The 22,350-nt window shown below is 59.8% G+C and carries 22 protein-coding genes and 1 riboswitch; of the genes, 16 read left to right on the forward strand and 6 right to left on the reverse strand.

Annotated features, from left to right (window positions below; genetic code table 11):
* The first annotated feature begins 338 nt into the window (after nt 1-338).
* Nucleotides 339-641: a hypothetical protein gene (locus MKZ35_RS06805; RefSeq protein ID WP_482512479.1), complete on the forward strand. Its 303-nt coding sequence runs from the start codon at nt 339-341 to the stop codon at nt 639-641.
* Nucleotides 638-1,423: a Fic family protein gene (locus tag MKZ35_RS06810; RefSeq protein ID WP_482512480.1), complete on the forward strand. Its 786-nt coding sequence runs from the start codon at nt 638-640 to the stop codon at nt 1,421-1,423. The genes MKZ35_RS06805 and MKZ35_RS06810 overlap by 4 nt, the downstream gene beginning before the upstream one ends.
* 8 nt (nt 1,424-1,431) lie before the next feature.
* Here MKZ35_RS06810 and MKZ35_RS06815 read toward each other — a convergent pair whose 3' ends face one another.
* From MKZ35_RS06815 to MKZ35_RS06840, 6 genes are all read right to left on the reverse strand, one after another.
* A complete protein-coding gene (locus MKZ35_RS06815) occupies nt 1,432-3,522 on the reverse strand; it encodes a toprim domain-containing protein (RefSeq protein ID WP_482512481.1) in 2,091 nt (696 codons plus the stop codon).
* A gap of 103 nt (nt 3,523-3,625) precedes the next feature.
* A complete protein-coding gene (locus tag MKZ35_RS06820; protein ID WP_482512482.1) occupies nt 3,626-5,848 on the reverse strand; it encodes a DUF3945 domain-containing protein in 2,223 nt (740 codons plus the stop codon).
* Nucleotides 5,849-6,072: 224 nt separating this feature from the next.
* Nucleotides 6,073-8,082, reverse strand: coding sequence for a conjugal transfer protein MobC (gene mobC / locus MKZ35_RS06825; RefSeq protein ID WP_482512483.1), 2,010 nt, complete (start codon nt 8,080-8,082; stop codon nt 6,073-6,075).
* Nucleotides 8,083-8,217: 135 nt separating this feature from the next.
* Entirely contained in the window at nt 8,218-8,430 is a 213-nt protein-coding gene (locus MKZ35_RS06830; RefSeq protein ID WP_482512484.1) for a hypothetical protein, read from the reverse strand.
* Between the two features lie 44 nt (nt 8,431-8,474).
* A complete protein-coding gene (locus tag MKZ35_RS06835; RefSeq protein WP_482512485.1) occupies nt 8,475-8,981 on the reverse strand; it encodes a relaxase/mobilization nuclease domain-containing protein in 507 nt (168 codons plus the stop codon).
* Between the two features lie 103 nt (nt 8,982-9,084).
* Complete coding sequence (locus MKZ35_RS06840; protein WP_482512486.1) at nt 9,085-9,408, reverse strand: plasmid mobilization protein; 324 nt, start codon at nt 9,406-9,408, stop codon at nt 9,085-9,087.
* Nucleotides 9,409-10,128: 720 nt separating this feature from the next.
* On the opposite strand from MKZ35_RS06840, the gene MKZ35_RS06845 reads away from it, so the two are divergent.
* From MKZ35_RS06845 to traK, 14 genes are all read left to right on the forward strand, one after another.
* Nucleotides 10,129-10,890, forward strand: a complete 762-nt coding sequence (locus tag MKZ35_RS06845) for a ParA family protein (RefSeq protein WP_482512517.1) — start codon at nt 10,129-10,131, stop codon at nt 10,888-10,890.
* Between the two features lie 65 nt (nt 10,891-10,955).
* A complete protein-coding gene (locus MKZ35_RS06850; protein ID WP_482512487.1) occupies nt 10,956-11,657 on the forward strand; it encodes a hypothetical protein in 702 nt (233 codons plus the stop codon).
* 288 nt (nt 11,658-11,945) lie between these two features.
* Nucleotides 11,946-12,134: riboswitch (cobalamin riboswitch) on the forward strand.
* A 348-nt stretch (nt 12,135-12,482) separates the two neighbouring features.
* Nucleotides 12,483-13,511 (forward strand): sensor histidine kinase, encoded by a 1,029-nt coding sequence (locus MKZ35_RS06855; RefSeq protein WP_482512488.1) that lies wholly within the window; start codon nt 12,483-12,485, stop codon nt 13,509-13,511.
* A 37-nt stretch (nt 13,512-13,548) separates the two neighbouring features.
* On the forward strand, nt 13,549-14,109 hold the full coding sequence (locus MKZ35_RS06860; protein WP_482512489.1) for a response regulator: 561 nt from the start codon (nt 13,549-13,551) through the stop codon (nt 14,107-14,109).
* The gene (locus MKZ35_RS06865; RefSeq protein ID WP_482512490.1) at nt 14,078-14,296 is read left to right on the forward strand and encodes a LytR/AlgR family response regulator transcription factor; all 219 of its coding nucleotides are present in this window, start codon (nt 14,078-14,080) and stop codon (nt 14,294-14,296) included. Before MKZ35_RS06860 ends, MKZ35_RS06865 begins: the two co-directional genes overlap by 32 nt.
* 535 nt (nt 14,297-14,831) lie before the next feature.
* Nucleotides 14,832-15,347, forward strand: coding sequence for a hypothetical protein (locus tag MKZ35_RS06870; RefSeq protein ID WP_482512491.1), 516 nt, complete (start codon nt 14,832-14,834; stop codon nt 15,345-15,347).
* A 44-nt stretch (nt 15,348-15,391) separates the two neighbouring features.
* Nucleotides 15,392-15,709 carry a DUF4134 domain-containing protein gene (locus tag MKZ35_RS06875; RefSeq protein WP_482512492.1) on the forward strand — a complete coding sequence of 106 codons (318 nt, stop codon included), beginning with the start codon at nt 15,392-15,394 and terminating at the stop codon, nt 15,707-15,709.
* Between the two features lie 9 nt (nt 15,710-15,718).
* Nucleotides 15,719-16,051 carry a DUF4133 domain-containing protein gene (locus tag MKZ35_RS06880; protein WP_482512493.1) on the forward strand — a complete coding sequence of 111 codons (333 nt, stop codon included), beginning with the start codon at nt 15,719-15,721 and terminating at the stop codon, nt 16,049-16,051.
* Nucleotides 16,052-16,077: 26 nt separating this feature from the next.
* A complete protein-coding gene (locus MKZ35_RS06885) occupies nt 16,078-18,564 on the forward strand; it encodes a TraG family conjugative transposon ATPase (RefSeq protein ID WP_482512494.1) in 2,487 nt (828 codons plus the stop codon).
* Between the two features lie 30 nt (nt 18,565-18,594).
* Nucleotides 18,595-19,158: a hypothetical protein gene (locus MKZ35_RS06890; RefSeq protein ID WP_482512495.1), complete on the forward strand. Its 564-nt coding sequence runs from the start codon at nt 18,595-18,597 to the stop codon at nt 19,156-19,158.
* A 30-nt stretch (nt 19,159-19,188) separates the two neighbouring features.
* Nucleotides 19,189-19,836 carry a hypothetical protein gene (locus MKZ35_RS06895; RefSeq protein WP_482512496.1) on the forward strand — a complete coding sequence of 216 codons (648 nt, stop codon included), beginning with the start codon at nt 19,189-19,191 and terminating at the stop codon, nt 19,834-19,836.
* 14 nt (nt 19,837-19,850) lie between these two features.
* Nucleotides 19,851-20,501, forward strand: coding sequence for a hypothetical protein (locus tag MKZ35_RS06900; protein ID WP_482512497.1), 651 nt, complete (start codon nt 19,851-19,853; stop codon nt 20,499-20,501).
* A gap of 51 nt (nt 20,502-20,552) precedes the next feature.
* The gene (gene traJ, locus MKZ35_RS06905; RefSeq protein WP_482512498.1) at nt 20,553-21,689 is read left to right on the forward strand and encodes a conjugative transposon protein TraJ; all 1,137 of its coding nucleotides are present in this window, start codon (nt 20,553-20,555) and stop codon (nt 21,687-21,689) included.
* Between the two features lie 35 nt (nt 21,690-21,724).
* Complete coding sequence (gene traK, locus MKZ35_RS06910) at nt 21,725-22,339, forward strand: conjugative transposon protein TraK (RefSeq protein WP_482512499.1); 615 nt, start codon at nt 21,725-21,727, stop codon at nt 22,337-22,339.
* Nucleotides 22,340-22,350: the final 11 nt, after the last annotated feature.

The raw sequence follows: 22,350 nt of genomic DNA on the forward strand, positions 1-22,350 counted from the left end.
ATACTGTCCAGTCTTCGGGCAAAAACAGAAGGCGGGGCACAGTCTCTGTCGCCCAGCATCACCGCCGAATGGCGGCGTGCTTATGGATGGGTGGTGACCCCGCCTTCCTTGCCGGTAACGCCGATAATTTACGGCAGCACAATCATACGAGGGATGGTAGGGGATTAGTCCGCAGGACCGCAGGCGCAGCCGTAGCCCCGCACTGCCCGACCTGCAGGGGTTTGCCCAAATGTCCGCAACGTGGATTACTTAGTAAAAGCATCGCCAACAACAGGCAATAAGGCAGGATTCGCTACTTTTGATTACTGTTTCAGTCGCCTGTTTATCCCGTCCAAGTCATGACTACAGCTAGCCAAGCCGCTTATCAGGCCCTGCGGGATTACCTGAACTCACTGCTCAGCCCCACCCATCCCGACCAGGCGCTGGTGGAGGTGCCGGCGGCGTTGCGGCCGGGCCTGGAAGCGTTCATGCGCGGCAAAACCGAGTACCAGGACGAAGCCGGACGGCGCATGATTTACGCGGCCGACTTGGCCGCCTGGGCCGGCGACCTGATTCACGGCGCGGGCCTGGCCACTCCCCTACCCCTGGCGACGGTGGACGTGGCGGCCCTCCGAGCAGCCACCCTGCGGCAGGCTGCATGACGTGGGCCGAGATTGAGCGCCTGACTAAGCAGGTACAACAGCTCCCGCCAGTGCGCCAGCAAACCAGTCAGCAGCTCAGTCAGGTAATGGTTTCGGCCCACTCGACCATGATTGAGGGCTCCCGCGTGACGGTGCTCGAAGCCTTCGATTTCCTACTTGGCGAAGCGCCTACCCTGGGGCCGGGCAAGCCGCTGGAGGGCTACGATATGCTGGGCGACCACGCCCGCGCCCTCGACCTGGCGTTGGAGCGGGCCGATGCGCAGCAACTGCCCGGGCCGGCCTTCCTGCGGGAGCTGGCAGGGGCCGTCATGCGCAGCACCGGCCGGGTAACCAACACGGCCCTGGGCACCGTGGACCCCACGCAGGGTGACCTGCGCCGCAACAATGTATTTATCGTCGGGGCCAGCTCGTTTCCCAACGCGCAAAAGGTACCAGCCCTGGTAGCCGCCCTGGTCGGGGAGTTGCGTGAGCGGATGCTGGTAGCGGCCACACTACGCCAGCAGCTGGAGCTGGCTTTTGAGGCCCACCAGCGGCTGGTAAGCATTCACCCCTTCAACGACGGCAACGGGCGCACCTCCCGGCTGCTCATGAACTACGTGCAGCGCTACTACGGCCTGCCGCTGACCATCGTGTTCCGCGAAGACCGCCAGGCCTATTTCGAGGCCCTGGAGCAAAGCCGGGTGGCAGAGGACCTGACCGTGTTTTTTGATTTTATGCTGGGCCAGCACGGCAAATCATTGGCTTACCAATTGTCGGTGGCTAAACCACCGTCACGTTCCTGATTGATATATTAGCGTTTCAGGCCTCTTTTGGAAGCCTCCCCCGCAGCCTGCTGCATGGCCATTGATTGAGCAGGTGCAGCCCCGAGAATCTGCACGGCCTGGCGTAGCTGCTGCACGGCGGCACTATCTTTTAAGGTAACCAGCTTATCGACCACGGCCAACACCTTCTCCACATTTTCCCTGTTCAGGCCCGCCAGCGCAGGCTTCTTCACAAGTTGCCGGCTAACTTCCTGCAATCGCGCCGCGTCCAAGCCGGCGGCACTCTCGCGCAACTCTTTAACCACTTGCCCCGCCACCTGAATAAACGATTGGCGGGCCTGGTCGTGAGCCGGGGAATTGCTCGGCACCAATTGTGGACCGGCCAGGCGCTGCTTCTGCTGCGCAGCGGCGAGCTGCCGGCGCTCCGGCGCATCCTGCACGGGCTCAATAACTGTGGCCCGTAGATTTTGGGCGAGCGTATCCAGTGCAGAACTTATAGCGGGCAGCTGCGGCGAATCCAACTGGTAGCGAAGCGTTAGCTCGGTGGTAATCTCCCGGGCCACGGTCGATTCCAGCTTGATGGCATGGTCAATTGTGAGCCCGACTTTTTCGATATTCTCCCGCAACGGAGGGAGCGGCGCCACAGCATCGCGGCTTTCGCGCAACTCGACTACAAGCAGCCGCTGTCCACTGGCGCGGGCTTGGGCCTGCGCTTCGTGCTGCTGCGTGATTTTGCTGGTGTCTTCGACGGTGGGGCTGTCCCAGTGCGCTTGGCCGAAGCCGTACTGGTCCTCGTCAATGCTGCCCAGCTCGCGCTGCACCACGCGTTGCAGCTGGTCTTGTTTCAGGTCCTGGTTCCAGTCCTTGCCCTGGCTCTTCACAATCTCAATCCGGTGCTCAAAAGCCAGCGCCTGGCTGGCCGCCCGATTGAATACGCCCAGCGCTTCGCGGCTCATCGGAATGTGAAACTGGTAGGTGTGGGCTCCCAGCTTGTTGGAATGAATCAGCTCATCCCGCAGGGTCTGGCTGCTGGCTGGCGAGGCTAGAGAGCCGTATTCCTGGGCGTACTGCCGGGCGGTTTGGTCGTTATAGATTTTGAGCTGCTGACTCAGCGTCTGCACGCCGGCCGGATGAGCGGCAATAATTTCAACGGTCAGCAAGTGCTCGTGCTCGCGGACTACTTTCATGGAATTCTGGTCGCTGGCCAGGCCGGCCAGCAGGCGCGTATCGAAGTGGTGGCCCTGGGTATCGTTGTCGAAGGCGGCCCGGATGCCCGGAATGTATTCCTCGCGGAGCAGCCGCTTTAGCTCGAAAATCTTGTTCTGCGTGAGCGTGCCGGCCGTTGAGGCATACAGGGCGCTTTCGCCGCGGTGCAACTGGGCATATGACAGCGTATCAAGGGCCGATTCGCTGACTACCAGCACCGCCGCCGGCCGGCCCTTGGGTAGCTTGCTCAGCCACAGCGAGCGGGTGAACTGGCTTTCCGGAGCCTGGCCCTTGAAGCCTTCCCCTTTCAGCTCCAGCCCCACCACGCGCCCTTCGTGGTAAGCTGGGAAGGCCGTATTGACGAAGGTTTTGGCCGGCATTCCCTCTTTCTGAACCGTGTAAAACTGGTTGAGAATGCGACCGGTGAACTGAGGGTTCTCAATCGTGCTTTTGGTAATACCCCGCCCTTCCAGATAAGCCGTGTTTTCGAGCGGCCGGCAATGCTGGGTGTAAATACTGTGGAACTTCTCGCCGGGTGCGGTTTCGATGATTGGCGGCAAATCGAGCTGGGGCCGCTGCTCTTCCGGCAAGCTCAAGTAGGTGCGGAAGTGGTCGTTGACACTCTGCCACAGATTGCGGCCCGGCTGCTGGGCAATACCGGCGATTCGGCCGGAGTTAACCCGGTTCTTCATCCAGTCGATGACGGTGCCCTTGTCACGGTCATCCTGGGCGTTGAAGTACATCCAGTCGCCGCCCCGCCCTTTGAAAATAACCAGGGTATCATCACCCTCGAAAACGTGCCATTTGCCCTTGCCCAGATGCTCGCCTTTTTTGAGGTTGTAGCCGAAGTGGCTTAGCAGCTCAGGCAGTTCAACCTGCTCCTTAATTTTCTGGAATGTGAGTTCATGTTCCATTTATCGAAGTGTAATTCGGTGGGTGGGGCGCAGAAAAAAGAAGCCCGGAAAAGTGCTTCCGGGCTTGGGTGGACAGAAAAAAGAGTGGATTCAATCGGTCTGATTAGCGGCGCGGTCCTCGGGCTTTCACCTGGGGAGCTTCTGCCACCGGCGGGGCCGGGGCGACAGTCTGGGTAGTTGCTTTCACCGTCTGTTCCGATTGCAGGGTCTGGCGCTGACGCAGCTCGTGGGCGGCCGGCTTCACCTCGATGCAGGCCTTGGCGGCATTCACCTGCACGGTGCCGTCGAACTTCTCTCCGCAGTTGCCGCTGGCCATATTGGCCAGCGCGACCACCTTGCCTTCGCGCAGGTCGTGGCTTTGCTCGGAGGTGAGCTTGACGCCGGCCACGGTGTCGTGCAACGTCACCTTGTTTTCGGGTAGGATGACCACCTTATTCATGGTCTTATCAACAGCCACGTAGCCGTTGAATTCACGCCCCTGCTCGTCTTTGAGGCCCCTAATCAGGCCAGCGTTGCCTTCGGTTTCGAGCCGCTGGCGCTGCTCAGGGGTGAAGGGCTGCCCGCCAATCTCATTGGGAATAACCAGCTTTTCCTGGGGCAATTCCATTTTGAGGGTGGCCGTACCGTCGGCCTCGCGGTGGAGCACCATCTTACCCTCGAATTTCACGGGTTCCTGGCCTTCCTTACCCGCTACCTGCATGGGCAGCAGGTCGGTTTTCTCGCCGCTGAGCAGCTTTTGCAGCTGACCACTGCTGGCTAGTTCTTCCGGGTTCAAGCCGAGGGAGGCCAGCACCTTTTGCGGCACCTCGCCAGCCTGAAACAGCGTGGCTGCCGGAGCCGTCTGGGTTGTTAGGGACCGGCTGGCGACATCCCCCACGGTAGGGCTGGCGGCTACGCTGGGCTCTCTTCCATCTGGTCCCTGCTGTTCTAGCAGCAGCTCCGGCTGGGCAGCACCGGCCTGCCTGGTCAGGCGGGCCTGCAAGTCCTGGCGGGTTTTCTCGTAGTCTACTTCCAGATTCTGCCGGGTCTTCGGGCCGCCGTTCAAATGGGCGTAGAAGTTTTTCAGAAACGCCGAAGCCGGATTGCCGCTGGTGTCAATGTCAAAAAGGCTCTTGCCATCGCGGATAACCTGCTCGCTGGTCTTACCCTGCTGCTGGGCCAGCTGCTGCACCCGCTGCCCGGCGGCGGCCTGCTGCACCTGCTCCGGGGCGGTGAGGGCGTGCTTGGGCACTGCCGAGAGCTGGGCGCTCAGAGCATCCCACTGCTTCACGCCGAAGGCTTCCCGGACCTGCTTGCTGCGCTGCGGCTCATAGTCGTCATCGTAACCCACTTCCTGCCGCCGGGCCGCCGCCTGCTCGGGTTTCTCCACCACGGCCACCCCGTTACCTACTTGCCGGAAGCCTTGCAGAGCGGCTTCCAGCTGGCCGAGCTTATGCGACTCGGGGTCGTAGCTCACCCCGAAGCCGCCGCTGAGCTTGCCCGCCGGGTCGCGTTCCAGCTGCAAGGCGCCCACCGCCACTCCGGCTTCTTTGAGCTGGTCAAGGTAGGCCCGCATTTCCAGCAGCGGGGCCACTTCGTCGCCCTTCTGCAGCCAGGTAATGCGCAGCTCGCCCACCGGCTTCCCGCCGACGGCAGAATCAGGCGCTGGCGCTGGGGCAACGGGTGGCTGCTCGCTGCCTTGCCCCTCCCCTATCGGCGGTTGCTTCCGCTGCTCAGGGTCTGCGGCACCTTCTCCTAGCTCCGCCCGGGCTTCATCCCGCAAGGCATCAGCGTACGTTGCCCGGCTATCATCGGGGCCTTGCTGCGCGATATTGGCCACTACTTCAAGCTCCGCTTCGGCCTCGGCGCGGGTGGCTCCCGTGGTCGGGGCCACTTCGCCGGCCAGTTCCCCGGCTCGCGTGTTTAACTCCACTGGTTGGGCTGCCTGCGGCGAATTGTCCCCGAACACCTGCATCTGCCGGGTGAGTTTGGTGGCACTGAAGCCCACGCGGCCCAGCTCAGTAATCTTCCAGTTATCGCCCACCTTTTCCAGCATCGTAGGCTTTTCGACGGTAAAGAACCGGTCGTCCGCGCCGGGCAACTTGGTCGTAGTGGATACGGGCAGCACGGTGTCATTAAAGGAATTCAGCAGCTGGCCATCTGCGCCAGGGGCTGGGACCAGCGCCGCCTGGTCAGGATTCGCCGGGTTCACCTGAATCTGGTACAGCGAGTGCCCGGCAGGTTCCCGCTGCAACACCTGGCTGCCAATATTACCGTTGGCCGTGGGCACCGAACTCATGTACCAGATTGCCGGCGTGGGGGTCATCACTTCATCTTGCTCTGCCATCGGAGGAGTGGGTTAGTGAATAAAAAGGCTGCCTTTATTGGCCCTAAAGCCCTGGTCAGCCCGGAATTCGACGCTGCAAACCTATCGGTCCCCAACAGGCCCTAGGGAGAAAGTTGACGAGTGGCCCGAAATGGCCCATGAGGTGCAGCTCCGACACACGAACGGCACGAAGCCGGGGCGCAAATCCCGGCTCCGTGCTGTAGGGTCGGCGGCCTGTCTTAATCTTACTTTTCTGCCTTCTCCTTGATGAGGTGCCGCAAGGTTGGGTCCTGCCCGATGCGCACCAGCTCCCGGGCGCACAGCTCTTTCACGTCGGTTTTGATGCGGTTGAAGTTGGCCTTAATCATCTCCTCGGCCTCGTCCTTGCCCGTGGCCGGGTTGATAAAGCTGGTGATGTCGGGGATGGGCTGGTAAGCGCTGGCCTCAGCGGCTACTGCTTTTAAGTCTACCTGAATCCGGGCGTGAAACACCTTCTGCGCGATTTCCTCGCCGAAGTTGTCGGCCACCGCGCCCACGAAATTGCCCTGCGTGAGGTTGGCAATGGTGCTGGCTGGAATCATACTATCCATTTGCGTCGAAAGGCTGGTGCTGGTTTCGCGCATGTTGATGCTCAGGCTCTGGCGCTGCTGCAGGATTTTGCCAAACCGCTCGCTCAGCCACTTGCCGCTGTTGCCCGACACCTGGCCGCTGAATACATTGCCCACCGTGTTTTTGATGACTTCGGCCTCTTTCTGCCCGTAGTCGCGCTCCAGCTGCGAGAAGTCCTGGAATCCCAGGCAGGTGCTCACCTTGTTGCTGCGGGCCGTGGCAATGAGGTTATCGAGTCCCTTGAAGTAAATGGTGGGCAGCTCGTCGATGATGATGGAGGATTTACGCTTGCCCTTCTGGTTCACCAGCTTCACCAGCCGGGCATTGTAAAGGCCCAGCGCCGCCCCGTAGATGGCCTGCCGGTCGGGGTTATTGCCCACGCACAATACTTTGGGCTCCTCGTTGCTGTTGATATCGAGCGTGAAGTCATTGCCCGACATCACCCAGTAAAGCTGCGGGGAGGCCAGCCGGCCCAGCGGAATCCGGGCGCTGGCAATCTGGCCTTCCAGTTGCTCAATGGCATCCTTCTGGAACGCCGACACGAACGGCTTCACCAGGTTTTCAATCTCGGGGTAAGAGGCCAGCACCGGGAATATCTCCTCGTAGTCCCGGCTCAGAAACTCGATGACGTGGGGGAAGGTGCAGTATTTGCCCTCCTCGAACAGCTTCAGAAACCAGATGATGGCCGCCACGAAGTTGATGGGCGACTCCACGAAAAAGTCCCCCTGCTTCTGAATCCAGCTCTTGTTGAGGTTGAGCATGATGGTGGAGGCGCTTTCGTAGGCATCCACGATGTCCGTCATCAGCTCGGGCAGCAGCGGGTTGCAGCGGTGGCTTTTGCGCGGGTTATCGAAGTTGATGACGTAGAAGCCCACCGGCTTATCGAACTTATCCTGGTGGCGCAGCAGCGTGTTGTAGCAGATGCGGCTCAGGTCGTCAAACTTGTAATCGTAGATGTACATGCAGAAACCCTTGGCCAGGTGCTGCCGGATGAACTCGTTGATGATGGCAAACGATTTGCCCGAGCCGGGCGTACCCAGCACCATCGTGGCCCGGAAGGGATTGACCACGTTCAGCCAGCCGTGGTGCCGCTTGCCCCGCAGCTGGTACTCGGTGCGCAGGTTCACCGAATACTCGTTTTCCATCAGCCGCTCCTCCTGCGGAAAGCTCTCGTTGTCCTTGTTGAAAATGTCCTTCATCAGGTCGTTGTTGAACAGCCGGCTCAGCCAGGCTCCGGCGCTCAGCAGCAGCAGAAAGCCCCCCGACAGCAACCCGGCATATAGCGCCGTCGTCAGCCCGGCCCCCAGCGAAAACCCGCGCACCATATCCGACCCATAAATCAGCGCCAACCCAATAGCGGCGTAGCCCGCCACCGAGGCCCCTTTGAGCTTTTCATTGGCCCGTCCCCGCGTACCGAGGCAGCTGAGCAGCAGGAAGACCACGGCCAGCGTCTTACTCACCCAACTGGCCTTAAACATAAAAGTGTTCCTGGTAAAGCTATCCAGCAGGTGCTCGACAACGGCCGGCGTCCAGCCCATGGCTTTGAAGTAGCTAAAGCAGTAATAGTAGATGTTAACGCCCATCAGCACGATGGCAAACAGGCGCATAAACTCCATGATTTTCCGTAGTCCTTTCTCGTCTTCCATCGCTTGAAACACTTGGTGAATCAAGCAACTTACCCCCGCCGGCAAAGCCTGGCGGGAGTTATTTGACGAGTGGTTCAAAGTCAGCGGTGAGGTGCACGCTGGGCACACGAATGAAACTACTCACCCGCCCAAAACTTACCGGAAAGGTCCTTTCCGGCGGGGGCGCTTTGGCAGCTCCGGTCTGCTTTGCACTGGCAACGCAGTTGGTTGGGCCACACCGGGCGCACTATCCGCTTCCGGCACTATCGCTACCTGCACCACGGGCGCGGCTAGGGCCTCGCGCAGTTGCGCCCCTTTATAACCTACTTCCTGCCCCCTCACCGCCACGCCATTCATTTCAAAGCTCACCCCGCGTAAAACGCCGCCTTTATCGTGCGTATAGCGAACTCCAATCAGTTTTTTTGCAATTGCAAAGTTAGCCACTCCTCCCCTCCCCTATCGGGTCGGCTGAGTAAGTGCTGTAACGTCTGGCTCACCTGCTCCCGCGCCGTTTCCTTCGTCGGGTCCAGCGCCTGGAGGCTGCGCCGTCGTTCGGGAATGGGGTCCATGCCTAGTTCCTGGCTTATCTGCCGCGTGATGGCCGGCTGCCGATAGAAGTTATTGTCCGTCCGCAGGGCCGGTCCTCCATCAATCGGCACCCGATTCAGGTAGATGTGAACGTGGGCGTGCTTCTTATCCCGGTGCTCATACACGACCACTTGGTGCCGGTCAATGGGTGCGCCAATCAACTCGCAGTAACGCTGCGCGGCAGCGACCTTCTGTGCCTGACTTACCACCTCCCCCGCCTTCCACGAGAGCACGGTATGCCACACCGGCTTTTGAATCTTCTTGCTCTGGGCCGCCACGGCGCTCATATCCTGCGCCATTTCTTTGGGACTGCCGGGAATAACATTTGCCACGACTAAAAGCGGGGCTTCGCCCGGCTCCTTTCCCTCCCCTGCCGCTGCCCCGCTCCGTAGGTAAGCGCACCTTCAAAGTCATTGCCCGTGGTGGTTTTAGCAATCATACCAAGTACCCCCTTATAATGGCCAGCGCCTGGAGCAACTGCGCTTCATGGCTACCAAATGATTTACCCGCCTGGGCCAGACGAGCTATCTGATTCAGGTTGGTTCCAATGCCTACCAGCTGTCGCCGTAGCTCCGGCGGCATACTTTCTTTGAGCTCAACCCCTCGCCCAACATCGCGCAAATAAGCCGACACTTTTTTATAGCCGGCGGCCTTTACTTTAGCCTGCAATTCCTTTTTCTCCTCTGGACTAACCCGCACGTCGATGCGCAAAGTGCGAGCAGCATCGGCGGCATTTTCAGCTGATTTCTCCGGCTCCATTGTGATTGTGGGTGTATTAGCCTATCCAGGCTTCCTAAAAATACTCTAGGATTCTGAATCGCTAAACTATCTACGCTAAACTAGCAAGCCAAGCCATGTGAGCCTGCGAACTTGGCTGTGTCATTAAATCGGGTAAACGAAGTTTGTCCGGACAATGACATGGCTTGCTGGTCGTCGAACGAGCTACAGGAACGGAGTAGATGAACGGTGCTAGAACTAGAGCTACAGACTTCGAATTTTGCCACAATGCAACTTTAGCACTTTGCAACTTTACACCTCATTAATAATTAAGGATTAACCCTGCTAAGCTTGGTAGCATACTCCTGATTATTGCCACACTGCACCGTTGCAACTTTGCCACTTTATAACACAAACAAAACTATTGCTTGAATCTTACATATTAATGACACTTTGCAACAACTCACCAAAGCAACTTTGCCACTTTACCCCAAATTACCAACCGTAATTTTTGTCCTAATGTTGCTTTGCAACAACGCAACATATTACCTTCGCCACTCTGCAACTAAACAACAATGGCGCAATAACACTTTGATGTTTTGCAATTTTGCAACATAACATCTTTGCAATTTTGTTGTTAAGCAACTTTATTGCAATGTCTTAATACAACTTAGTTGTGTTGCAACAGTGCCCCTTTGCAACTCATAAATCAGCGGTCATAAAACTTCCGGTCCCACGCATGAATCAACCCCACGTACTCGCATTTGCCACCCAGAAGGGGGCGCTGGTAAGTCGACCATCGGCACGCACATGGCCTCGGCGCTGTGTTACTACTATGGCTACAAGGTGGCCATGGTGGACTGCGACTACCCCCAGAACTCCCTGCACGCCTACCGCCTCGAAGAGCAGAACCGGCTGCAATCGGAAGCGCCGTTTCAGGCCCGATTGCTGAAGCAGGGTATTCCGCCGTACCCGGTTATCATTTCCAGCGTGGAGAAGGCCGTTAGCTCCATCGAAGGATTGTTTGAGCAGGACTACGATTTCATTCTGGTGGATACGCCCGGTACAGTGAACGTGGTGGGCCTCCCTGAGCTGCTACGGCTGGTGGATTACATCTTCCTGCCGATTGAGCCTGACAAGGGCTCTATTGCCTCCACCATGTCTTACATGGGCATCCTGGGCCAGTTTGTGCAGGCCCGCGATGAAGATTCCAACCTCTTGGGTTTCTATGCCTTCTGGAACAAGTTCGTGAAGTCCGAGAAAAAAGGGATTTATGATAAAACGGAGGAGCTTTTTCAGGAGAAGGGGCTGCCCTTGCTCAAGAGCCGGGTCGAGTTGCTGATGACCTACAAGGAAAACCGCTCCACGATGTTTCCGCTGCCCGAGCGCGACCTCAACCGGCTCGGCCTGGGCCAGCTCATCCTGGAAATTCTTACCCTCGTGATAGGGGAGGGGTCCGTCACCCCATCGGGTAAAACCATTGCGTTTACCGCCCCGGCCGTCGAGTCAGCGCCTGGCGCTTAGCCGCACCATTGCGTCAGCCGCTGTTTCATTTGCTCTCCAACTCCTAGCCTGCTTCCTCCTTCGTCATGGCCAAAGCCTCCACCAAGAAACCCAAACTCACCCCGGAAGAACAAATGGCCGAGCTGGCCCGCCTGACGGGCTCCGTCGCGGCCATCAGCCACATGGGTACCAGCCAACCCTTCGTACTGCCCGGAGCCGCCCCGGCCCCGGAGACAACGCCCACGCCGGCGGCTCCCGCCCTGGAGCCGGCAGCCATACCCGTCGATGCTGCGCCATCGGTACCAGCAGGGCAGCCGGAGCCGCCCGTGACGGTCGCGCCCATCGCCGCGGTGGAGCCAGCTTCCCAGCCAGCTACTCCTCCAGTGCCAGCGGCCAGTGCTCCTCCGATAGAACCAAAGGGAGAGAAAGCGCCGGCCGTTGCGACTCCGGTACCGCCGATTGCTCCAGCAGCGGAGTTACCCGCTGAGGATGACGAGGACGAGGAAGATGCCGAGGCAGTGCCGACGCCGGCCGCCACGGGGGACGGCAAGGATAAGCTGGACCTGACCGCCCTGTTTGCGGATTCATCGGAGAAAAAATCCTTCCAGATACGCATCACGGCCAGCCACCAGCAGTTTTTCCAGCAGATGGGCTTACTGCTGGGCGGGGGAGCATCCTCCACCGATGTTATTCACAACATCCTCGCCCAGTTCAAAGCAGCGAACGAGGGACAGATTCAGAAAGCGTTTCAGCGGCAGCTGCGCCAGATGATGTCGCCAAAAAAATAACGGGCTTTTCTACCATCGCACAGGACGGCTTTGCCAGGGAAGAAATCGGAGCCGGATATACCGCGGTGGGAAGCCTGGGCAGGGTGGGGGAGGAGCAAACGGCTCAAGCTGTTAGACGGATGCCGGGCGTTGTGCACGTGATGTACAAGGTCCGGCATTCTGCATTTTAGTGGCCAGCATTTTCAGGCGGCCAATGCTCGCAAAAAGCTCGTTGCCGAGCCGGCCGGGCCTAAAATGAGTAACCGGCGAAGCCCATACCCCGTATCCGCAGCACAAGTTCTTTGCAATTTTCGATTGCCGTAGAGAGGTTTCCGGGTAATTCCGGGATTAAAAAAGAACCGTGTGAGAATCACGGACTGTCGCGCAACTGTAAGTGCCGCACCAAGTTATCGTCGACGCATAGCCATTGCCCTCCAGGGTGAGAAGGCTGACGATAATGGCACAAGTCAGGATACTTGCCGCCCTACGACTTTAGACACATGCCCTCGCAAGCAGGGGCAGAAATCTAGCTCATTGAAGTGTGAAAACCCTTAGGCCCGACTGGCAATAGTCGGACCAGGGGGTTGCGTTTACCCGGTCTACCCGGTCTACCCAACACTTCGGCTCCGCTGGTCTGGTCCCTGCTGCTTGGGCATTCGCCCGTTGCGAGAATGATGCTTCATCATTCCTTTCACAAAGCAGTATGCTCACTCTACCTCCCGACTTCCCGCGTTCTGGAAGCCAACAGCAATTCCGCCAGCACGGATACGCCCGGCCAGGGCGAACCGATAATGATGACAATGCCTGTCCGGTGGCAAAACCTGCCCTGCCACTTAACGGTGCTCTATGGCCCTGGGAATAGGACTGCTCGTGGTTGCTCTCCTGTCCCAACGGACTACCAGCGATACGACGGGCCAGAAAACCCTTTCTCAAGTCGAAAAAGCTGCATACCTGGCCGGTTCTACCAGGGAGCGAAAACCAAGTGAGCGTAAGCCAGGCGTTGCGGAACAAAATGCGCTGACGTTTGCACAGCTAAAGGGGCAGGTCGCGGTGCAGGTGCGTGAGCAGGAAATCAGGCTGCTGACCCAGCAGGCCCGCACGGCCGCCGCCCTGGCGCGGGAGCAGCAGCAGCGCCAGCGCGCCTTGGTCGGGGTGGCGTGGCTGCTGACCCTGGGGTTGGTCGCGGGAGCCATCTTCTACTGGCGGCTGCGGGGCAACCGGGCCCTGCTGGCGCGCGCCCACCGGGAAATCAGCGCTTCCATGGCGGAGAAGGAAGTGCTGGTGCAGGAAATCCACCACCGGGTCAAAAACAACCTGCAACTCGTCAGCAGCCTCTTATCCTGGCAGAGCAGCCGCTCGGCCGACCCGGCGCTAGTGGAGGTACTCACTGGCAGCCAGGCCCGAATCCGCAGCATGGGCCTGGTGCATGAGTTGCTGTTCCAGGCCGATAACCTCGCCCAGGTCCGCCTGGACACCTATTTGACGGAGCTGCTGCAGTCCCTGCATACCTCGCTGAACTCCGCCCGATGCCCCATTGAGCTCACGGCGGAGCTGGATGCCGTGGTGATGGAGGCCAAAGACGCCAGTGCCTTCGGCTTGCTGGTCAATGAGCTGGTCACGAATGCCTACAAGCATGCCTTTACCCAGCAGGCCGGCGGATGCCTGCAAATCACCCTGTGCCAAAAGAAATGCCCGTACGGGTTTCAGCTGCGGGTCATCGACAACGGCGTGGGGCTCCCCGACTGCGGCCTCGTGGGCAAGCCCGAATCCCTGGGCGTCGACCTGGTTTACTCGCTGGCCAAGCAGCTAAAAGCCACCGTTGCGGCCACCCCGCACCACCCCCACGGCACCTGCATCGAAGTCACCCGCGCTTAATGACCCAGCTTGCCAATTCCCACTCACTTCCTTTGCTATGTCTACCATCCTAATTGTTGAAGACGAAATCCTGATTGCCGATGAGATTGCCCGCATGCTGACCCGCCTCGGGCATCAGGCCCTGGAGCCCGTGGATAACGGGGAAGAGGCCCTGCGCGTGCTGGCCCGGCGGCGCGTAGAGCTGGTATTGATGGACATCAACATCGCCGGCGACTGCGACGGCATTGCCACCGCCCTGCTGGTGCGCCGGCAATTTGCCGTCCCCGTGGTGTTCCTTACGGCCCGCTCGGACTGCACTACCCTTAACCGCGTCAAGCTGGCCCAGCCCTACGGCTACTTGGTCAAGCCCTTTACGGAAGACTCCCTGCGGGCGCAGGTGGAACTGGCCCTCTACAATGCCTACCAGGCCGGACCCACCGGCCCCATTTACGACACCGCCAATGCCGGCACCCGCCGAGCGGTGCCCCAAGTTCACGGACTACCTGTTTGTGCGCAAGGGCTCGGGCCACATCAAGGTGCTGCTCGCCGACATTCTTTACTTCGAGGCCCTCCAGAATTACGTGCGGATGCACACGGTGCGGGAGAAATTCGTGTTTGACTCCACCATGAAAGAGCTGGAGCAGAAGCTGCCCGACCATTTTTTTAAAGTCCACCGCTCTTACATCGTGAACCTGGACCATGTGCAGGCCTACGAAGAGAGCGGCGTATTGCTCGGCGAGGAGTACGTGCCGGTCAGCCGTTCGTCCAAAGATGAGCTGAAAAGCCGCATTCATTTGGTGGGGTAGCCCACGCCTTGATGGCCATGTCAACGGCACGCAGCCCGGTTTAGCCGCCGGAGCCGCGTGCCGTTCGTGTGTAGGGGCTGCACCTCAGCATCGAATTCTAACCATTCGTCAACTTTCTACCCAAGCGGTTTATAGCCCGGATAGGTTTGTAGCGTCAAATCACGGTTTGGCAAGTTCACGCCCGGACCGGTCGGCCTGGGGTGCCACGCTATTGCCTCTCGATGCTCAGTGCCTATTCCTGGAGCCAGTTTGGCCTTTTCGCCCTGGTTCTGGTCATCCTCTACTACCTGGTGGTTGGCCTGCTATACTACCGGGCTGAACTCACGGCCCTGCTGAGCTCCGGCCGGAAAGGAGTCAGTGGCCAACTCGCCGGCGCGGGCGGTAGTGCGGTAGCACCTCCCCGCTGGTCCGCCCCACTTCGGCCTTTGTTAAGGCCACACCGGCGGCCACCGAAGCCCGCGACGATGCCGTGGACGACCCGGAGCGCCCCGAAGCCGGCGCGGACCAGAACCTGCCCACGGCGGCAGAGCCGCTGGTGGGAGGGGCGCTGCCCGATTCCACCGGCACGGCGACCGGCCAGGATGCAAGCACCAGTGATACTGTGCCGATGGAGGCAACGGCCGGCGCGGGTGACGAGGCGCAGGTGCAGGATGAAAACCGCATCGAGGAGGCCGACCAGGCCGATGAGCACCTGGCTGCCCTGGTCCGGCGCGAAGCCCACAATCAACCCGCTGATTCATTGGCTGCGGACGCAGCATCCGCTGGGGCCCTTGAGCCTGAGACCGTGCAGCAAGCTCTGCTGGTCGACGGTTACGAACCGTTGGCCGCCTTTGATGAGCCGGTGGCTTCGCGGCTGGACATCGCCCCGGTTAATCAACCTACGCTGGTGGCCGCGGCCTCCGTTGCGGAATACCTGACCCTGCTGCAAACGGGCCAGCAGCCCGCCCTGCCAGTCGAGCTGGCCGGCACTACCCTGGCCGAGCAGATGGCCCAGCAGATGGCCCTCAACCACGCCGAGCTGGATGACCTCTTCGGCCCCGACGACGAGTAGCCCGGTGCTCCTCTCCCAACTCTCAGATTCCATTTCCCATTGCCATGAATAAGAAATCCTTCGTTACCTCGCTCGCCCTCGCGGTCCTGCTCCTCAGCTCGCAACTGCTCTACGCCCAGACCGGCGGCGGCAACGGCACGGCCGGCATTCAGGATGCTACCACCCAAGTCACCAGCTACTTCGACCCGCTCACCAAGCTCATGTACGCCATCGGCGCGGTACTGGGCCTTGTAGGGGCCATCAAAGTCTACGGCAAGTGGAACGCCGGTGACCAGGACACCCAAAAAACGGCCGTGTCGTGGTTTGGCTCGATGATTTTCCTGGTTATCGTGGCCACGGTGGTGCGGTCCTTCTTCCTCTAAGCCGCGGTCATGCCCATCTACGACCTCAATCGTGGTATCAACAAGCCCGCGGAATTCAAGGGCCTGGTGGGCAGCAACATCTACTTCCTGGCCGCTGGCATCGGGCTGGTGTTCGCCCTGTTCGTAACCTGCTACCTGCTGGGCGTGCCGCTGCTGCTCACCGTGCTGGTCACCTTCCTGGCCGGGGGTGGCATGTGGGCCGGGGTGTTCGCCCTGAACCGCCGCTATGGTGAGCACGGACTGATGAAGGCCGCCGCCCGGCGCTCGTCGCCCAAGTACATCACCAACCGGCACAGCCGCTTATTCCAACGCCTCAACGAGGACCCGGCCGGCCGCGCCTAGCGGCCGGCTTGGGTGCTTTCCCGCTTATGAGCAATAAGGTTCTGCCCTCCGTTTCTCTGGAATCCAAGCAGCCCATCTACAAGGTGGAAAAGGATTGTCTCATCTCGAAGAATGCGGACGTGACGGTCGCCTTCCGGCTGGATTTGCCCGAAATCTTCACCCTATCGCGGGAGGATTATGCCCAACTGCAGGCCGCCTTCGTGAAGGCCGTGCGGCTGCTGCCCGACCACTGCGTGGTGCACAAGCAGGACTGGTACGTGGAGGATAAGTACGCCCCCGGCTTTGAGGCCGAGCGCACGCTGCTCTCCTCGGCTTACGAGCGGCACTTCAATGAGCGGCCGTTTCTGAATCACTTCTGCTACCTCTACATCACCAAAACCTCGTCGGAGCGGCCCAACTGGGGCAGCACGTCGGGGCTGCTGGCCCGGCGCAACATCGTGCCCAAGGAGATGCTCGACACCAAGGTGTTGGAGAGCTTTTTCGACACCGTGGGCCAGTTTGTGCGCACCCTGGAAGGAGTGGGGCCGACCAACGCACCCTACATCCGCTCGCACCGGCTCACCTCCGATGAGCTGGCCGGCACGGCGGAAAAAGCCGGGCTACTGGAAAAGTACCTGGCGCTGGACCTGTCCGACCAGGCCCTGCAAGTTGACCTGGACCTGACCGAAGGACTGAAAGTAGGGGCGGAGTTCTGCCAGATGTTTTCGGTGGCCAACCTCGATGATTTGCCCACCTCGGTGGAAACCGATATTCGCTACGAGCAATACAGCACTGAATACTCGGACTTCCCCATTTCGTTTGCCGCCCCGCTGGGGTTGCTGCTGGGGGCCAATCACATCCTGAACCAGTACGTGTTTCTGGATGAAACCACCAAGACGGTCAAAACCTTCGAGCAGAAAAAGGACCGGCTCAACTCCCTCTCGCTCTACTCGCGGCAGAATGCCATCAATTTCGAGTACTACAATGCTTTTCTCAACGAGCTGATTGCCCACAAGCGGCGGCCGGTGCGGGTGCATTGCAACGTGCTCACCTGGGGCCGGCACGAGGAGGAGCTGACCGAAGTACGCAAGCTGGTGAACGCGGCCTTTAATGCCATGAACTGCAAGCCGCGGCAGAACACCGTGGACATCGCCGCCCTGTACTGGGGCGGCATTCCAGGCAATGCCGGCGACTTTCCCAGCGAAGAAACCTTCTACACCTTCATCGAGCAGGCGGTCTGCTTCTGGACCAGCGAAACCAATTACCGCAGCACCGGGGCCACCAAGGGCATTAAGCTCTCCGACCGCCTCACCGGCAAGCCCGTGCTGGTTGACATTTCGGATGAGCCGATGAAGAAACAAATCATCTTCAACCGCAACAAGTTCGTGCTCGGCCCCTCGGGTTCGGGCAAGTCGTTTTTCACCAACCACATGGTGCGCCAATACTATGAGCAGGGCGCGCACGTCCTGCTGGTAGACACCGGCAACTCCTACAAAGGCCTTTGTGAGCTGGTGGGCGGGGTGTATTTCACCTACGAGGAGGACGACCCGATTGCCTTCAACCCCTTTCTGATTTCCGGTAAGCTGGACGTCGAAAAAAAGGAATCCATCAAAACCCTGCTGCAGGCGCTCTGGAAAAAGGACGACGAAAGCGTAAGCCAGTCGGAGTACGTGTCGCTCTCCACGGCCGTGAGTTTGTATTACGTGATGCTCGAAGCCAACCCGCTTATCAAGCCGAGCTTCAACACGTTCTACGAGTTTGTTAAAGGGCCGTACCGCAAGATTCTGGAAGAGGAAAAGGTCCGGGAGAAGGACTTTGACATCGACAACTTCATCTACGTGCTCAAGCCCTACTACCGGGGTGGGGAGTACGACTACCTGCTGAACTCCGAAAAGGAGCTGGACCTGGTGCAGGCCCCCTTCATCGTATTCGAGCTGGATAACATCAAGGACCATCCCATCCTGTTTCCGGTAGTCACGCTCATCATCATGGAAACCTTCATCTCCAAGATGCGCAAGCTGAAAGGGGTGCGCAAGATGATACTGATTGAGGAAGCCTGGAAGGCCCTGACCACGCCGGGCATGGCCGCCTACATCAAGTATCTCTTTAAGACGGTGCGAAAGTTCTTCGGCGAGGCCATCGTCGTCACGCAGGAAATCGACGACATCATCGGCAACGAGATTGTCAAGGATGCCATCATCAACAACTCGGACTGCAAGATTCTGCTCGACCAGCGCAAGTTCATCAACCGCTTCGATGAAATTCAGGCGCTGCTCTCGCTCACGCCCAAGGAAAAGGATTTGGTGCTGAGCATCAACCGCGACAACAAGGCCTCGCGGGGCCGCTACACAGAGGTATTTATCAGCCTGGGCGGGGTCGTGTCGAAGGTGTACGCCATTGAGGTGTCGAAGGAAGAATACGTGACCTACACCACCGAAGAAACGGAGAAAGTGCGGCTCTTCGAGAAGTACCAGCAGACCGGCGACATGCCCATGGCCATTAAGCTTTTCGCCAACGAGTTGCGCGAAGGGTAGGGGACTTGAACTGAACCAAAGGGAAAAATCATGAAGAACACCATGCTTTCGATACTCGGGCTAGCCGCTTTGCTGGCGGGCTGCAGCTCCGATACGACTACTACGGCAACGAATACTAAAGCTACTGCTGAGGTAGCTGCTCCAGCCGCGTCCGCCTCGTCGGTAGCTGTGGCCGCTACGGCCTTCGCCGATAGCATGGCGGCGACTCCCAAAGCCGAAAAGGCCGATATCGCCGCCGTCCGGGCCTACGCGCAGGCGGTGAACACCTGGGAGGCCAGTGACTTGAACCCGGCTGTGAAGGAGCACCCGGTGGTGGCCAACGTCTGGAAGCGCTACCGCTACGTGCTGCGCGCCGTGGTTCGCTCGCGGGGCATGAAGCGCGTGAAACCCGAAGACGTGGCCGCCTGGAATGGCTTTACCCCGCAATGCGAGGAAGTTATGAAAATGCTCCTGCCACTTACCCAGGAGCCCGGCGTCACAGCGACGCAAGCGCTGCCCACGCTGATGAGTGTGGAGGCTGGGATTGGCAACGTCCGGTTCGCGGCCGAGCGCCACATGATGTACCTGGAGCATCCCTACACGCGGACGCTGTAATCCAGCCTCTTTCACCTGTTCGTCCTCCCCATGATAACGAAGATTGGAATCCTCTGCCTGGCACTGCTCGGCCTTAGCGCCTCGAAAGCATCAGCCCAGCTGGTGGTGACGGCCCCGGTGCTGGAAGTGCAGAGCGGCGTGCAAACCGGCCTGCAAAACACCATGAAGGGATTGGAGGCCGCGGCCAACAAGCTGGTGGCGCTGGGCGTGAAAGAGCAGGAATTGACCAAGACTTTCTCCCTCAAAAACATGGAGCAGCACAAGGCCTGGTACGACGGCCTGATGAAGGTGAGCGGCGCGGTGCGCGACTACCGTCGGGTGCGGGCCATCTACGCCAAGCAAACCCAAATCATCTCGACCTACTCCTCGGCCATCAACGTGCTGCGCACCTCGCGCTACATCACGCCGGCCCAGCTGACGGAAATGGTATCCATCTACACGAAGATGCTGGCCGAAGGAGCCAACACCGTGTCCGACCTGGCCACCATCACCAGCCCGTCCATGCTCAAGATGACCGACGCGGAACGGATGGAATTCATCGATACGCTGGACGCCAAAATCACCGACCAGCTGGGCCTGGTCAACTACTTCACCCGGCGCAACATGATGGTGCTGAAAACGGCCCAGCAGGCCGAACAGGACCACCAAACCCTGCTCTCCCTCATGGGCGCGCACTAACGCTACCTCTCCCGATGAAAGCATTCACCACAATGCTGCTGCTTGGCCTGGGGCTGAGCACGCAGCCGGGCTTTGCCCAGGCTCCGGCCGTCATATCCGCGCCCATCGCCGAATCCAGCTCGCGCAAGCAGATTGTGCACCAGGGCGTTTCGACCACGCTGCTGGGCCGGGGCAAGGCCCTGGCCGGCGACATGAAAGTGGTGAGTGGCAAAATTAAGGGCATCGTGGACCAGACGCAGGCCCTGCACGCGCAGTGGTACAGCAGCCTTCTACAGATTAGTGCCGGGGTCCGCAACTACCGCCGGGTGCGGGAAATCTACGCCGCGCAGGCCTTGATGATTTCGCAGTTCAGCTCGGGCGTGGCCGACCTGCGCGGGCGCGGCCTCTCCCCGAATCAGGTAACCGAAGCGGCGCAGGTGTACCAGATGCTGCTGCAGGAAAACGTGGCCCTGATTGGCGAGCTGGCCACCATCATGACCACCAACCGGGCCGAAATGACCGACCCGCAACGCATCAAGTTCATCAACAAGATTGGCGACAAGATGCAGCAGCAGCAATATCTGATGACCTACTACACCAATAAATGCCGGGCCGTGGCCCTCTCGCAGCAGCAGGCCATTCAGGACCGGGCCTCCGTCCTCACCCTCGTGGGAGCCCGGCAATAGCGCCCGCTTCGACTTTCCATCACTTAGCCCCCAACCTACCCGAATATGGAAATGAATTCCATCACCGCGCAAATGCTCCAGATGGAGCAGATGCTCAGCCGGCTCTATGATTCTATGCTGCCCCTGGTGGCGCAGTTCGTAACCCTGGGCCGGGCCGTGGGGGGTATTGGAGCCCTCATTTTCATCAGCTCCCGGGTGTGGGGCCATATTGCCCGCGCCGAGCCCATTGACCTGTACCCGCTGCTGCGCCCGTTTCTGATTGGGCTGGCCATCCTGCTGTTTCCGCAACTGCTCGGCGGCCTGCGCGGCATCACCGGGGCGCTGGCGTCGAGCACGGATTCGGTGCGGGTGGACCAGACTACGCAGATTACGGCCCTGCAGGACCAGAAAAAAGCGCTGCTGGCCGCCCGGCCCGAAAACAAGTACTTCGCCACTGACGAGGCTTATGAAAAGCGGCTCGACGAGCTGGGCATGATGAACATGGGCCAGCAGATGTCGCTCACGTTCGATAAGCTCAAGTACGACGTGAACCAGAACTTCCGGGAGTGGATGAAGAACACGCTGGAGCTGTTCCACGTCGCGGCCCGGCTGCTCATCAACGTGCTGGCCACCTTTCTGCTGATTGTGCTCTCGGTGCTCGGGCCGCTAACCTTCGGGCTGGCCATCTTTCCGGGCTTTGGCAACTCCATCCCCAAGTGGCTCGGTCAGTTCATCACTATTAGCCTGTGGGTGCCGGTGGCCAACATCTTCGGGGCCATCATGGGGCAGTTTCAAATCATGATGCTGCAGGGCGACATCACGCGCCTGACCTCCAACCAGGGCGTGGACTCGGCCGACTTCGGCTACCTCGTCTTTCTGTGCATTGCCATTACGGGCTACCTGATTATCCCATTCATCACCGATATGATGATTGCCGCTTCCGGGGCTGGCATGGCCGCCCGGGCCATGCAGTCGGCCATGAGTGGCGGAGCAGCTACCGCCGGCGCGGCAGCTGGGGCGACCGGTCGCGCGGGTGCAGCTGGCGTATCGGGGGCCGCGGCGGGGCTAGGGGCGGCCGTGGGAGCCGGCCAGGCGCTGGCCGGTGGCACGGGCTCCGGCAACATGACGCGCAGTGAATCGGCGGGTCACCGGGCGGGCACGGCGGTGCGTGAGCGGGCGAGCAGCTTCGTCAACCGCCTGCGGGGCTAACCTCTACACGGGCTTTCCCATTATTCCCATTGACTATGTTCGCTTCCCTCAAAACCATCGATTCGGCTTTTCAGCAGGTCAAAACGCTGGCGCTGCTTTTCATCGTGGCCGTGCTGTTGCTGGCCGGCACTATCGCCTACTTCGCTTTCCAGACGACCAACGCCGCGGCCAACCGCATCTACGTGCTGGAAGGCGGGCAGCTGCTCACGGCCGGGGCGCAGGATGCGCGGGCCAACCGGCCCGTGGAGGCGCGCAGCCACGTCACGCGCTTTCACGAGCTGTTTTTTACGCTCGACCCCGACCAGAAAGCCATTGGTAGCAATGTCAATAAGGCGCTGTACCTGGCCGATAACTCGGCCAAGCGGCAGTATGAGAACTTCAAGGAGAAGGGATTCTACAATGACCTGATTGCGGCTAATATCAGCCTGGAAATGACCGTGGACAGCGTGGTGGTGACGAACTCGCGCCCGATGGTGGCACGGTGCTACGGGCGGCAGCGGGTCATTCGGGCCACCTCGGTAACCAACCGCAATTTCCTTTCTGAGTGTACCCTGCGTGACGTGACCCGCTCGGAGAACAATCCCCACGGCTTCCTGATGGAGAACTGGCGGGTGCTCAAGAATGAAGACCTGAATACGCTCCCCCGCTAATCCTCCTCCAT

The organism is Hymenobacter sp. R533113 (assembly GCF_056835965.1).